General features: G+C 44.2%; 10 protein-coding genes. 2 read left to right on the top strand and 8 right to left on the bottom strand.

The genetic code is table 11. From position 1 onward, the window contains the following. Positions 1–5 precede the first annotated feature (5 nt). Complete coding sequence (locus DW947_RS04750; RefSeq protein ID WP_005830050.1) at positions 6–569, bottom strand: L-threonylcarbamoyladenylate synthase; 564 nt, start codon at positions 567–569, stop codon at positions 6–8. Positions 570–649: 80 nt separating this feature from the next. Here DW947_RS04750 and DW947_RS04745 point away from each other — a divergent pair, with 80 nt between their 5' ends. Both DW947_RS04745 and DW947_RS04740 read left to right on the top strand, forming a co-directional pair. Then, positions 650–1,084 (top strand): acyl-CoA thioesterase, encoded by a 435-nt coding sequence (locus tag DW947_RS04745; protein WP_005830048.1) that lies wholly within the window; start codon positions 650–652, stop codon positions 1,082–1,084. Between the two features lie 67 nt (positions 1,085–1,151). Next, positions 1,152–2,324, top strand: a complete 1,173-nt coding sequence (locus DW947_RS04740; RefSeq protein ID WP_005830046.1) for a xylose operon transcription regulator XylR — start codon at positions 1,152–1,154, stop codon at positions 2,322–2,324. Position 2,325: 1 nt separating this feature from the next. Here DW947_RS04740 and DW947_RS04735 read toward each other — a convergent pair whose 3' ends face one another. Genes DW947_RS04735 through DW947_RS04705 form a run of 7 tightly spaced genes read right to left on the bottom strand, consistent with a single transcriptional unit; the run spans position 2,326 to position 14,165 of the window. After that, positions 2,326–3,774, bottom strand: coding sequence for a PA14 domain-containing protein (locus DW947_RS04735; protein ID WP_005830044.1), 1,449 nt, complete (start codon positions 3,772–3,774; stop codon positions 2,326–2,328). Positions 3,775–3,786: 12 nt separating this feature from the next. Continuing rightward, the gene (locus DW947_RS04730) at positions 3,787–6,108 is read right to left on the bottom strand and encodes a glycoside hydrolase family 20 protein (RefSeq protein WP_005830042.1); all 2,322 of its coding nucleotides are present in this window, start codon (positions 6,106–6,108) and stop codon (positions 3,787–3,789) included. Next, positions 6,105–7,556: a glycoside hydrolase family 125 protein gene (locus DW947_RS04725; protein WP_005830040.1), complete on the bottom strand. Its 1,452-nt coding sequence runs from the start codon at positions 7,554–7,556 to the stop codon at positions 6,105–6,107. Before DW947_RS04725 ends, DW947_RS04730 begins: the two co-directional genes overlap by 4 nt. 14 nt (positions 7,557–7,570) lie before the next feature. Continuing rightward, positions 7,571–9,175: an MGH1-like glycoside hydrolase domain-containing protein gene (locus DW947_RS04720; protein ID WP_005830037.1), complete on the bottom strand. Its 1,605-nt coding sequence runs from the start codon at positions 9,173–9,175 to the stop codon at positions 7,571–7,573. 21 nt (positions 9,176–9,196) lie between these two features. Further along, positions 9,197–10,339 (bottom strand): alkaline phosphatase, encoded by a 1,143-nt coding sequence (locus DW947_RS04715; protein ID WP_008664179.1) that lies wholly within the window; start codon positions 10,337–10,339, stop codon positions 9,197–9,199. Positions 10,340–10,352: 13 nt separating this feature from the next. After that, positions 10,353–11,216, bottom strand: coding sequence for an endonuclease/exonuclease/phosphatase family protein (locus DW947_RS04710; protein ID WP_005830032.1), 864 nt, complete (start codon positions 11,214–11,216; stop codon positions 10,353–10,355). A gap of 18 nt (positions 11,217–11,234) precedes the next feature. Continuing rightward, the gene (locus tag DW947_RS04705; RefSeq protein ID WP_008664181.1) at positions 11,235–14,165 is read right to left on the bottom strand and encodes a GH92 family glycosyl hydrolase; all 2,931 of its coding nucleotides are present in this window, start codon (positions 14,163–14,165) and stop codon (positions 11,235–11,237) included. Between the last annotated feature and the right edge of the window lie 45 nt (positions 14,166–14,210).

The raw sequence follows: 14,210 nt of genomic DNA, 5'->3' as shown, positions 1-14,210 counted from the left end.
TCCTTTTATTCGCGAATAATCTTAATGACTCCGCCCTTGCCCAACTTGATGATACTGGACGGTTTCGGGCGTCCCGTTTCCTCCTGGCGGTATCCTACTATATAATCCACCGCAGACTTGATGTCTTCACTTATTTCACTGAAGTTACCGGGAGACGGTTGCCCGCTGACATTGGCAGAAGTAGAGACTATCGCCTTGCGGAACTGCTGACAAAGCCGTTTTGAAAATGCCTCACTGGTGACACGGATACCTACACTACCATCTTCGGCAAGCAAGTTAGGAGCCAGATTACGCGCTCCGGAATAAATTATGGTAAGGGGCTTGTCAGCCAGTTCTATCAAATCCCAGGCAACCTCCGGAACATCCTGCACATAGAAATCCACCTTTACCGGAGAATCTACCAATACCAGCATCGCCTTACTGTCAGAGCGTTGCTTGATTTCATATACACGGCGCACCGCTTCTTCATTGGTAGCGTCACAACCTATACCCCAAATCGTATCTGTCGGATACAGAATTACCCCGCCCTCGCTCATTACCTGGCAGGCTTTTTTGATGTCTTCTATCATTTCTTGATATATAAGTTCACGGATTAACACGCAAAAATAGTATTTTTGCAGCGATTATAAACAAAGTTTAAGAGAAAACAATGGAAGAAATTCAATTTAACCACACCCTGCCCATACAACTACGCTTCAATGACGTCGACAAATTCGGCCATGTAAACAACACTGTTTACTTCTCTTTTTATGATTTAGGAAAAACGGAATATTTCGCTTCCGTATGCCCGGATGTAGATTGGGAAAAGGATGGTATCGTTGTCGTCCATATTGAAGCAAACTTCCTCGCACAGATTTATGGTTCGGACCATATCGCCGTGCAAACTGCCGTCACTGAGATAGGAACCAAAAGCTTCCACCTCGCCCAACGGGTCATTGATACGGAAACCCAAGAAGTAAAATGCGTATGTACCTCCGTCATGGTAGCCTTCGACCTCGCCAAACACGAGTCCAAGCCACTGGAAGAAAAATGGATTGAAGCAATCTGCAAATATGAGGGAAAAGATTTGAAGAAAAAGAAATAAAATCCTATATTTGTCAATTAAGCTAACATTTGTATAAGTAACAATCAGTTACATTTAGTCAACTGCTATGATTCGATTGATATTATTGACCGATTTTACAGAGTCCTTTTCGTACAATCTGCTAAAGGGGGTATTGGCCTATTCCAAAAGCCATGAGCCATGGGTAGTATGCCGTATGCCACCCTCCTACAAAAACAGTCATGGTATAGAAGGAGTCTTGAAATGGGCAAAGACATGGCATGCAGATGCAATCATCGGCAGATTTGACAATGATGACAACGTGGAGCTATTCCGTGAAAACGGAATTATCGCATTGGCCCAGGATTATAAATCAAGGTTCAGCAATATTCCAAACATCACCGGCGATTACCGCAAGACCGGCAGAATGGCAGCAGAGTTTTTTCTGAGTAAAGGCTTTCAGAACTTCGCATTCTATGGTTATCGCGATACGGTATGGTCACAAGAACGTTGCGAGGGTTTCTATGAATGTATAGCAGCCCAAGGGTTTGGAAACAATTTCTATTCTTATCAGGACCAATCCCTTGATGACTTATGGTTTTATGAAGCACCGCCCCTGCTCAACTGGTTAAAGTCATTGCCACAACCTACGGCACTCATGGCTTGCGATGACAATCAAGGTAACCGCATTACGGAAATCTGTAAAGTCAACAACATCAGAGTGCCCGACAAGATAGCAATATTAGGAGTCGACAATGATGAGATTATATGCAATCTTTCAGACCCTCCCCTATCCAGTATCAGCCAAAACATTGTAAGAGGCGGATTTGAGGCAGCTGCCCTCATAGAACATCTATTGAATGATGAGGAGGCCACTTATCAGGACGTAGTGCTCCAACCAGTTAATATAATCAACCGGCTTTCGACCGACTTCTATTCTACCACCGATGCCCATATCCAAACCGCTCTGAAATATATCCATCAGAATATAGCGGCTGATATCACTGTATCGGATATAGTGAAACAAGTACCATTATCACGCCGTTTATTGGAGATTCGTTTCAAGCAAGTCACCCAGCAGTCCATCCACAAATATATCTTCAACCTTAGGATGGAACGCTTTGCCCAATTGCTGTTGGCCAGTGATGCTCCGATTGCAGATGTGGCGGAACAAGTCGGAATAAATAACCTGAAGAACTTGTCCCGCCAATTCAAAGCTTTGAAGAAAGTCTCTCCCAATGAATATCGGAAAGAGTACCAGACAAAGAGTTACCAGCGCTGATTTAATCCGGTACAAACAACATGGTATCAGGTAACACGGTTTCCAGAACATTCCGTCCCGAATACCCGACTTCCAATTCCTGGCCCATGTAATCTTCGAAATACAGCAGATGCAACTCGTGGTACCCTGCTTCGAGAGCGACTTTCCCTTCGGCACGGCGTCCGCTGTGTCCACCGTCGTTATCAACAATCAATTTACCGTCTATGTATAGTTTAGAACCATCATCGGAAAAAGTATAGAAACGGTATACTCCCCTTTCTGGAATTTTCACCAACGTACGGAAATCATAAGCAAAATGATCAGGGACGGCTACTTCTTCAATCGAGAAGTTCTTCATCACCCCTTCCTTCACTTTATTGCAGGCGGCAATATCGGCAACACGTTTACATTTGCCTTCATAATAGGTATATGCCACGCCCTGCTTCTTGGGAGAAGTTCCCGTAGCCGGCAAATAAGCCATACTCTGCTCCTCATCCGAATTCAGACCTGAAGGGTAATAGTAGGCAGCCTCCCTTCCCGAAGGAGTGGAAATCCATGTGTCAAATTTGAATTGGTCTTCGTACAGTTCAATGATACGGGCTCCTCTCGTCAACTCTCCATACGCATCCGCACCGGTCACCCGTCCGTATCCCAATGCAATACCTTTATCTATTCCTATAAAATCGTTATCATGGTCATGTCCTACAAATACTCCCATTACATCCCTCATGTCAAGGAAGGAAGCAAACATACCAGAATTGATATTAGCAGAGGCAACTCCACCTTCTTTGTCATTGCCATAAGTTTTCCCGTCACCTCTGATTTCGTTGTATTCAATCAGCGGAATATGGAAAAAGGCCAAAGCAGGAACGGGATTACCACCGTTCTTCTCTGCAAAGTGTTTACTTTGCTTTCTGTACCATTCTATTTGGTCGAAATGAATCCAGTCGTAAGCACCATAGATTTTATTAGGCTGATAGTCGTTGGAATCCATGCAATAGAGCAATGCCTCTACCTGGTCCTTCTTCTCCGGACTATAAATAGAAATCACACAATTACCACATCCCATAATATCTTCAGGGCCTTTTGCCCCCACATAGTAGGGAGACTTCAAGAGGAAATCATAGATTTCATTGCGCGTCAAGTATTCTGCATCATGGTTTCCCATCATCACCACAAAAGGCATCTTGGCTTCATTGAAAATATCCACTACACTTTTCCATCCATCCATAGCAGGGTCATCGGTCACCACATCCCCACTCAGTATAGCAATGTCCGGATGTTCGGCTGCCAGGACAGCACGGATAGTAGCTGCCGTTTCGGCACACTTTGCAGAACCCGGCATCCAGTGCAAATCTGTAAACTGTGCTACTACAAACCTGCCATCCTTAAAAAAGAATTGCTTCTGCGCAAAAGCCGTTACCGGCATACAGCCCAACAGTACAACTAAAAGAACAACTATTTTCTTCATAATTTCTTGAGATTAATATATTTCTATTTCATCTATTGCCAACTCACTCTGCAACCCTTCATGAAAATATCCTTTCGGGCACAAGCCACCACTCAATAATTCCAAGCGGACAAATGTAGCTTCCGTTTCGGCAAATGAAAGAGATGCCGGAAAACGGGTGCCTTCCGTCAAGCTAAAATCATAAGTCAGCCGTTTAGTGCCCACCGGAATAAAAGTCTGACCATCCATTGAAACAGAAACACTCATCGCCCTTGCCGGCCATATCTCATTTACCGGCCGCCATAAAGAAGAAAAGGCCACTTCCTTGACTTTTTGAGGTTTCTTCAGTTCCACTACAATCTGTACAGTATCCTGGTAGAAGCTAATCCAGCGACGCATGTCGCGGGCATAGCCACGTCGTCCATCAGTCAGCCCGAAGCCTTCATTCAGGTGTTCCCATCCTGCTGCAGGATTACAAGTATAGTCACATCCGGTTGCCTTGTTTACAGCAAAGCTCTTGCGGGTCACTTTCCCCAACGGCTTACCGTCTCTGTAAACTGCCGAATAAACAGTTGCATCCTCGTCCAACGGTATCGGAGTCTTATAAAGGGAAGATGAAGTGTTGACCGTTGAATCATTTACCGCATAGTAAATATCGGCATCCGGACAGAAGGTGTTCAAAGTCACCTCATAAGTCTGCTGCGACTTGTTCCACGCACCAGCCTGATTGACTTCATAGAAGTTGCGGCAAGCATTCACTCCGCAATAATCCAATCGTTCAAACTCCTTATCCAGCCTACGGGCAAACGACTCGAAGTCCTTATGTTCCGGCTGTGTCCATTGCACCTCTGACATAGCCAGCAAACGAGGGAAAGCCATATATTCAAAATACTCGGGAGTCTGTATGTACTCTCCCCAGATATTGGCTTGTACACCTATTATATAAGCTTGTTCTTCCGGAGTCAGTTCAGCAGGAAGCGGGTTATAATTGTACACCGTATCCAACGGAAGAAAACCGCCGATAGCCAACGGGGCAAATTCCGGACTTTCCTGGTAGTAATCCAAATAACACTTTTTGCCGGGTGTCATAATGACTTTATGCCGTTGGTGAGCCGCTTCGATACCTCCTTTTTCGCCACGCCATGACATGACGGTAGCATTAGGAGCAAGCCCTCCTTCCAGAATCTCATCCCACCCGATGATGTCACGCCCTTTACTGTTCACAAATTGCTCAATCCGATGGATAAACCAACTTTGCAGAGCTTCTTCGTTGGGCAGACCTTCCCACTTCATCAAATGCTGGCAATGGGCACACTTCTTCCATGCTTTCTTGGGACACTCATCTCCACCAATGTGGATATAATGGCTGGGGAAGAGTTCCATAACTTCGGTCAGCACATTTTGTAAGAATTCAAATGTATGCTCTTTGGGACAATAGACCTCATCAAAAACATCAAAATAATCACGCACCACATAAGTCTTTCCCAGTCCGCAAGAAAGTTCCGGATAGGAAGCCAGTGCTGCGGATGCATGTCCCGGCATTTCAATTTCGGGAATGACCGTAATGAAACGGTCGGATGCATACTTCACAATTTCCTTTATTTCTTCCTGCGTATAATAGCCTCTCTTTTCTTTTCCATCGTAACGCCGTGGAAAATAATAATCAGAGTGTCCTATCTGAGTCTGTTTACGATAAGAACCTATTTCAGTCAGTTTCGGGTATTTCTTTATTTCTACTCTCCATCCTTGGTCATCTGTCAGATGAAAATGGAATTTATTCAATTTATAGAATGCCATCAAATCAAGAAACTTCAGCACTTCCTCTTTTGGCAGAAAATTACGCCCTACATCCATCATAGCCCCACGATGAGGGAAACGGGGAGCATCCGTAATGCTGACAGCAGGAATCCTAATCTTTCCTTCGTATTTCCGGTCACCATCATAAATGGCTGCCGGCATGAGCTGCAGCAAAGACTGGACACCATAAAAAAATCCGACGGCAGTTTCATTGGAAGATATATTTATCCTATCGGAAGAAACCTCCAATGTATAGGCCTCATCGGGCAAGGAATTATCTATAGATAAGCAAATATCGGCCTTTCCCGTTTCCGAAATACCCTTCAGCGTTACAGAAGTGTTTTTCAACGCATCCTCCAAATAATGAAAAACTTTCATCGCGGCTTCCCCGGAAGGGACAGCCACTGTTTTTTCCCCTTGCAGGACATACACTCCCTGCATTGGAGCAAGTTCATTCGGCATGGGTATAATACCATAGTTTGCCGCTACATCATCAGCCACTCTCCCACAAGAGAGAAAAATGAATGACATAGCCAGTAACCAATATCTTATCTTCATAGTATTTGGGATAATAAGTTGGGATATTCCTTGATTGTATTCAGTATCAGTTCACCGAACAAAGTATTTGTCCAGGCAAACCAGGAACGAGTAAAGTCCGCGGCATCCTCCGAATGGAAAGACTCATGCATAAAGCCCGTCCCTCCATCCGTATCACGAAGTTGCTTCAGACAAGCACGTATTTCTTCGGAATCATCCGTTGTAAAAGCCTTCATAATGATGCTCATCGGCCAGATATAATTCAATCCCACATGAGGGCCTCCTACCCCTTCACCGGCTTTTCCTTTAAAGAAATAAGGATTATTGCCGCTCCATATCATTTTACGGGTATTCTGATAAATCGCATCTTTAAAAGAACAATAACCCAGATAAGGCGCAGCCAGCAAACTGGGTACATTGGCATCGTCCATACAAAGCGCGTTACCAAAACCGTCGACCTCAAAGGCATAAATACGTCCACAAACCGGATGATTGAAAGTACCATACCTACGGATAGCTGCATCCACTTCATCTGCCAATGTTATACATTCTCCGGAGAAGTCCTTGTTTCCATAAACTTTATCCTCTATCTCAGCCAATTGGCGCAATGACACAACCGCAAACATATTAGCAGGAATCAGAAAACCGTATTGTGTAGCATCATCTGACGGACGGAAAGAAGAAACGATTAAGCCGACCGGCTTTACCGGTGCTCCCCATCCGTTGTTAATCTGCGAATCTGTAGGGCGGTCGCAATCGCGCGTAAAGCTATAAGGTCCTAAGCCTTGTTTCCTCTGTTGCTCTTTAAAGGTCTTGACCACCAGCAGCATAGCTTTATGCCAATTTTCATCGAACACAGACGTGTCTTCCGTGTATTGCCAATAATGATAAGCCAGACGAATGGGATAGCACAAAGAATCTATCTCCCATTTGCGTTCATGCAGTTCCTTAACCATATGTTGTGTATGGTCGGTTTCCCAATAGCTGCCCAACGGCCCGTCGTTGAAGGCATTGGCATACGGGTCTATCAAGATACATTCAGTCTGTCTGTTGACAAGTCCTGCCACCATCAACTGCAAGTCCTTATCTTTCTTCATCAACGGCAGATAGGGCCATACTTGCGCTGAAGAGTCGCGCAGCCACATGGCATCTATATCACCTGTAATGACGAAAGTATCTGGTCTGCCATTCTTCACTCTATATCTGACAGTAGTGTCAAGCGTATTGGGAAAACAGTTCTCGAACATCCAACGCAACTTCTCGTCCTTTATTTTAGGCTTTGCTTCTTCAATAGCAGCATCTACTGCCTTCGAAATGAAGCTCCTTTTGCTTGCAGAAGGACGCAACGAAACATATCTCTGGTTGAAAGTCCCGGATGAAGATAATACGGAAGCGGGCTGAAAGGTCATTGCAGCCAAGGCAAGCCCGCCAGTCTTCAGAAATTGGCGTCTTGACATATTGTTTTTCATGATTGATTTCTTCTTTAATAGGTATGCTTACCGGATGTCACATTTATCTTTTTCTCTTTTCCACCATAGAGTACACACAGTTCAAAATCAATATTAGAATCTACTGTGATACGGGGTTCATCACTTGCAGAACGGCGTGCTTCAGCTTTTAAGGAGATAAGCCCTTCGGGACCAAAAGGATAGCGTTCTATGCCGTTAATCTCCGTCAAATTCATATCCCAGATAATCTGCTTTTTGGCATAATCTCCCCGAATACCGATAATAAATTCTATCAATTCAGCAATAGGAGGAAGTCCTGCCCAACCCACAAAATTATCCCTTGCCATAAATCCCGGCTCAGCACTTTCCGGAGCATAATATTCCCAAAAAGTTCCAGTCTTCTTATAGACCTCAAACACCTGGGCATAATGATTCAAACAAATCTCCCGTGCCAGTTTACCATAACCTTTCTGCACAAGGCCCTGCATCACCATGTAATTAGTTCCCGGCCATACGCCACCCTGCCAATAACGGCCATTCTCCTTGTACTTGGGATTATCGGCAGACAAAGAAGGAATACGGTGTTTCCGGTTGAATGTGGCAGGATTATCCAATTCCTTCACCATACGGTCCAACTGTACAGAATCCAATACATCAGTAAACAGAGCCCAATAGGCACCTATTCCCTTAGTTGTACAGAGCGTACCGTCAGCATACTGGTCATAAAGGAAACCGGTCTTTTCATCCCAAAGATTGTCATGGATATATTTTCCCAGCATTTTGGCTTCGTCTTCAAACTCTTCTATCTCTTGCCAACGTTCCAGATAAAAGCCCATCTCAAGTAGTAAATTGGCAGTAAATAATTGCTGTAGGTTTGTATCTAACCAAATCATATGCCCGTGACTGTAGATAGGGCTGTATTCCGACGGAACACGGGGCATATTATCCATGCCGGTCCCCCATCCGCTTGACCAGTAGGTTCCATTTCTCCAAGTATGGTTCAATTTCAACCACTTATAATAAGCACAAAGTACCGGAAATATCTTGTGCAGGCGTTCCGTATCACCAAACTGATGGAAATAGACCATCTCACACCAAGGCATCAAATTCGGTCCGGTACTCACCGGATCATAGCGTTCAAAGCAATCGGCACCATCCGCCTTTATTTCACGGCAAATGAAACCGTCGGGATGCTGCTTGGCGTAAAAGTTGTTCAGCGTATTCTGGAAAGGAAAGAAACGGGTACCATAGCGGGCAAACATCAGAATGAAAGAGGAATCCCACATAAAGATATTACCATTATAAGCTGTATCCAAATAGCTTGAGACAAAACCCGAGCCTGCTTGAGGAGCACGAATATTGCCGATAGCTATTTCCCATGCCTTCCAATACATTTCAAGTTCCTTGTCATGTCCACCCCAAATGGGATTGGGAAGAATCTGCCGAGCTTCTTCGAAGCTTTTCGGCACAATCGTCTCAGGTTTTGCCACACGATACTCATTTTCAGTGACCAGCGGTTCCTTTACATATGTATTTTTATAAGGCAAATGATACTTTTCATCATTGCCACAGCTCTGAGCTTTCAGCAAAGGGAGAGTGGAAAAAGAAAGCAAGCTTACCAATAAAATGTGTTTCAACATAGGAAATAGTTATTTTTTAAATTACAAATTGAGCAGTTTTTTTATCTTGTCAAAGATAGCAGTATTTTCAAAAATCCCTGTAAACTCCTCTGCACCGGGACCAAAAGCATACACTGGTACCATTACACCGCTATGACCACCGGTAGAGAACTTACATACGATTCTGCCTTCTGCCAAATCTCCATCAACCAACGTAAGTCCACCAGTCTCATGGTCTGCAGTAACTACTACCAATGTTTCTCCATCCTTGGCAGCCCATTCATAAATGGCACCGATAGTACGGTCAAAGTCATGTGTTTCCTGCATCAGCAAATCAATGTCATTGAAGTGTCCGTAGTCATCCAGCTGCGAACCTTCTATCATCATAAAGAAACCGTTTTTATTTTGGTCCAGCAATTCGATACCTTTCAATGAAGCACGTGCCAAAAGGTCGCCACGTTCAGCAGGAAGAGGAGTATCGACGGGATAAGGTACGGCAAATACCTTACCACTCTTTATGCCAGCCAATTCATCCCAACTGCGAGGAGTCTGAAATCCTTTATCGCGTAGTTCCTTAAACAAGTCACGTCCATCTTCACGGTTTTCGAAAAGCTTGGCACCTCCACCGAATACATAATCGGCACTGCAATTAACGTAATCTGCTACGATTTCAGCTTCCGCATCCCTATCCTTGTTATGGCAACAAAAATCAGCAGGAGTGGCATCCCACAGACGGCAAGTCACCGCTATACCGGTCGATTTACCTTTAGCAGCAGCCAGGTCTACCAATGATTTCAAAGGACGTCCTTCGGTATCTACACCCACAGAATGATAGTTTGTCTTCTGCCCCGTAGCTATGGCTGTTCCACCCGCTCCCGAGTCTGTAATCAGCTTGTTGGCACAATAGGTTTTAGACAAACCCACTACCTGGCAGTTATCCAAAAACAACTTGCCTCGATTGGCTGTCCAGGCAGAATATACGTGCATAAGACTCATGCCATCACCAATCATCAAGATGACATTCTTTATCTTCTTGCCCTGGGGAGGGGTAATCTTTGTCACCTCATAAGGTTGGTCCAAAACATAGGTCTGTTCTTTATCACGGCGGCTTTGTGCCGATAACTCTACCGGCAGTAGCAAGACTGCCAAGAGCATAACGATACATATTCTTAATATCTTAGTCATAATTATTGTTTTATTATTCAACCGTTACTAAAATAGGGGCATGGTCGGAGAGGAAAGCATTATTCTCTGTTTCAGCCAATACACCATACCTCAAAACTTTCAGTCCATTACGTACAAAAACGTAATCAATCAGCGGACGTTTATCGTAAGGAATCTTTCCGAAATCATGGAAACTCCATGCCGGACCATAAACAATTGCCGATGCCTGGCGTGCATCTGTCAAGTGTTCCGGATTGGAAGGGTCAGTCACGTGTTTGATGACATCCGATTCCGGACTAGCATTAAAGTCGCCCGTTACTACTACGGGTAAGTTACCACTCAACTCATTTACTTTATCCAGCATAAGGCTTATACCTTCACGACGTGCAGCAACACCTACATGATCCAAGTGGGTATTCAATGCGAAGAACTCCTTGCCACTTACTTTATCTTGCAGTTTTGCCCATGAAGCGATACGCTCACAAGCTCCATCCCAGCCCTTGGAACCGGCAACTTCAGGAGTCTCGCTCAACCAGAAATAGCCAGAATCCAGCAAGTTGAAACGATCTTTCTTATACCAGAGTGCACTATATTCACCCTTTTCCTTTCCATCTTCACGACCTACACCGATGACTCCGTATTCCGGCAATCGTTGTTTAAGGTCTTCCAACTGATTATGAAGTACTTCTTGCGTACCCAATATATCCACATCATAAAAACGGATGGCATTTGCCGCGCGGTCTTTACGGTATTGCCAGTTGTCCAAGCTATCTTCCGGATTGTCATAGCGAATATTGAAACTCATGACATTAACGGGCTCTGGTGCAGGCGCCTGCTGCTTCACCTGTCCGCATGATGCAGCGAACAAAGGTAAAAATAACAAAAATAACTTTCTCATAGCATATATATTAAACTATTATTTCACAAATAAAGCCGATGCAGGGATGGGTGCCAACTTCTCGGCAGAAGGCAGTTTCCAAGCCCAGCTCAAATACTCACCTTCATAATCTTCAAAGTAATAGAGCTTGTAAGGATGAAAACCTTTCTTCAGCGCGACCATTCCGGTAGCAGGAATTGCAGCATGGGAAGCATCATTATTGACTACCTGCTCATCGTGAATGTACAAGACACTGCCATCGTCCGAACGGGTCTGGAAAGTATAGACCCCATCTTCGGGAACATTTATCAATCCAGAAAAGATATAACCGAAATGATCCTCCTGCTTAGCACCCTTAATAGAAGGTTCGGGCATGACACCAGACTCCAGCAACGGTGACTTTTCTACATCAGCCACTTTCTGGTAAGTGCCTTCAAAGTACTTATAAGATGTACCATTCTGAGTAGGATTTACAGAAAGAGCAGCCTTTAATTCAGCTTTCGTTGCCGATATGGATAATGTTCTGCTTGAGCGGAGACCTTCCTTGAATCCTTTGGCTTTTATTAAAGTGGTCTTGTCCAGTTCAAAAGGCTGCTCGTACAATGCCGACTGCTCTGTGGGCTCGCTGCCATCCAATGTATATCTGATTTCGGCATCCTTGGTTGTTGTGGCCAATGCAACCGTTACCTTATCCATAAACAAGTTCAAATCCTTATCCACATAGGGAATGGAAACGACTTCATCTTTAGTATAGGAATAAGGGGATGCTTCAGAGGAAACACCTCTCTCCATATTCGGCTTATCGGACAAAGTAAAACGAAGTTCTCCACCTTCCATCAACTGTGCATAAGTAATAAAATTTACATCTATCGGTTGTCCGTTCAATTCTACTTTTGTGATATAGACATTCTTCTTCGGATTGTTGGCAAGGATGGTCAAAGTCTTTCTATTTGCCAGGTTGACAACCGCTTTCTCAAATAGAGGAGTAGTCAGTGCAAATTCATTGCTTCCCGGACAAACTGAATAAATACCCAAGCTGGATAATATATACCAACCGGACATCTGTCCACAATCTTCATTACCAATGATTCCTTCAGGCGTAGGAGCGTACATTTCATGGAGCAGACGGCGTGTCATTTCCTGCGTCTTCCAAGGCTGTCCGACGTAATCGTACAGATAGGCGATATGATGGCTCGGCTCATTGCCATGAACATATTGACCTATCAGTCCGGTAATATCCACTAAATCGCCATGTACATCCGACTCTACTGTAAAGATAGAATCGAGTGCGGTAATAAACTCTTTCTTACCACCAAACAGTTGTGCCATACCGCTTACATCGTGAGGTACAAAGAAACGATACTGCCAGGCTGTGGCTTCCGTATAGGCACGACCTATCTCAATAGGATTGAAGGGAGTTTCCCAGTTCCCATCCATCCGCTTGGGGCGGAAGAATTTTGTATTACCATCAAAAACATTGATATAGTTCTGGGAACGTTGAATATACTTTTGATAAATATCATCCTTACCCATTTCCTGAGCCATACGTGCAATACACCAGTCATCATAGGCAAACTCCAGCAAACAAGAGATGGACTCTTTCTTTATATTAGAAGGAATAAAGCCATTCTGAATATAGTAATCAGCTCCCTTTTTGTTCTTTTCAGAAGAAACTACCATAGCTTCCAACGCCTTTTCCGCGTCAAATCCTCTAATACCCTTCATATAAGCATCTGCTATAACGGACACTGCATGATAACCAATCATAGTTCCCGTCTCTCCGGCAGAAAGCGGCCAGATAGGAAGTTCACCCGAAGATTCGTAAATGTCCAGAAAGGAATTTATCATATTATTGACCAAAGTTGTATCAATCAAAGTCATCAACGGATTCCATGCACGGAAAGTATCCCAAAGCGAAAATGTAGAATATTGCACTTTGCCTTTTGGCAATTGCCCAATTTCCATATTATGACGGCGGTACTCACCATTGACATCACTCACGACATTGGGTACAACCATAGAATGATACATGGCTGTATAGAAATTCTTCAAGTCGTCCGTATTGCCGCCTTTTACCGTAATAGCAGAGAGAGCTTGTTCCCAAGCGGAACGGGCAGCACTACGCACGGCATCAAAATCGAAACCTATCACCTCGGTTTCCAAATTCTCACGTGCATTCTTTTCACTGACAATGGATAATCCAACTTTGGCTATAACCGGCTCTCCATTACTATTATCGAAGGACAAGCAAGCCTGCAAATCGGTACCGTTCAACTTAACTCCTGCAGAAACCATCTTTTTATTCTGTATAAAGTCTATGGCCTGAAAAGGTTTCGAGAACTGGGCTACAAAATAAACGTACTGATTGTCCGTCCATCCCCTGGTTCTGCGCATACCTGTTATTTCGTTGGCGGCAGTCTGTTCAAGTTCAGCCTCATAAATATATTCGTTATCAAGCAAATGAGTCAAATCTATAATAATAGATGCTTCTTTGCCGGAAGAAAACGTATAGCGGTGCATACCGGCGTGTGCCGTTACCGTCAATTCAGCTTTTATTCCTTCTTCTTTCAGAACAACCGAATAATATCCGGCAGAAGCATCTTCGTCTTTATGGGAAAAAGCCGCTGGCTGGTAAATGCTTTCCGTAGTCAAATCCGGTTTCAGCGTAGTAGGACGAAACAGTATATCCCCAAGATCAATGCATCCGGTCCCACTTAAATGTGTGTGTGAAAAACCTTTTAGAGTCGTATCATTATAATGATACCCCGAACAAGCATCCCAGTTTCCGGCACGCGTGTCAGGACTTAACTGTACCGCCCCGAACGGAACGGTTGCCCCCGGATAAGTATGCCCATGAAAGCCGGTACCTATAAAAGGGTCTACATAGTCTACGGGAGATAGTTCACCGGATGTACAAGAGCAGCAAGCCCAAAAGGCAGTAGTTGCACATATAAGAGTTTTTAATTTCATCAGACTGTATATTTGAAGAGCGCTGCAGACTGTCGGGAATGCCGT

The sequence above is a fragment of the Bacteroides sp. AM44-19 genome (genome assembly GCF_003603395.1).
Taxonomy (GTDB): Bacteria; Bacteroidota; Bacteroidia; order Bacteroidales; family Bacteroidaceae; genus Bacteroides; species Bacteroides uniformis.
The sequence above is the reverse complement of the archived record's forward strand: the minus strand, read 5'-3'. Positions and strand labels throughout refer to the sequence as shown.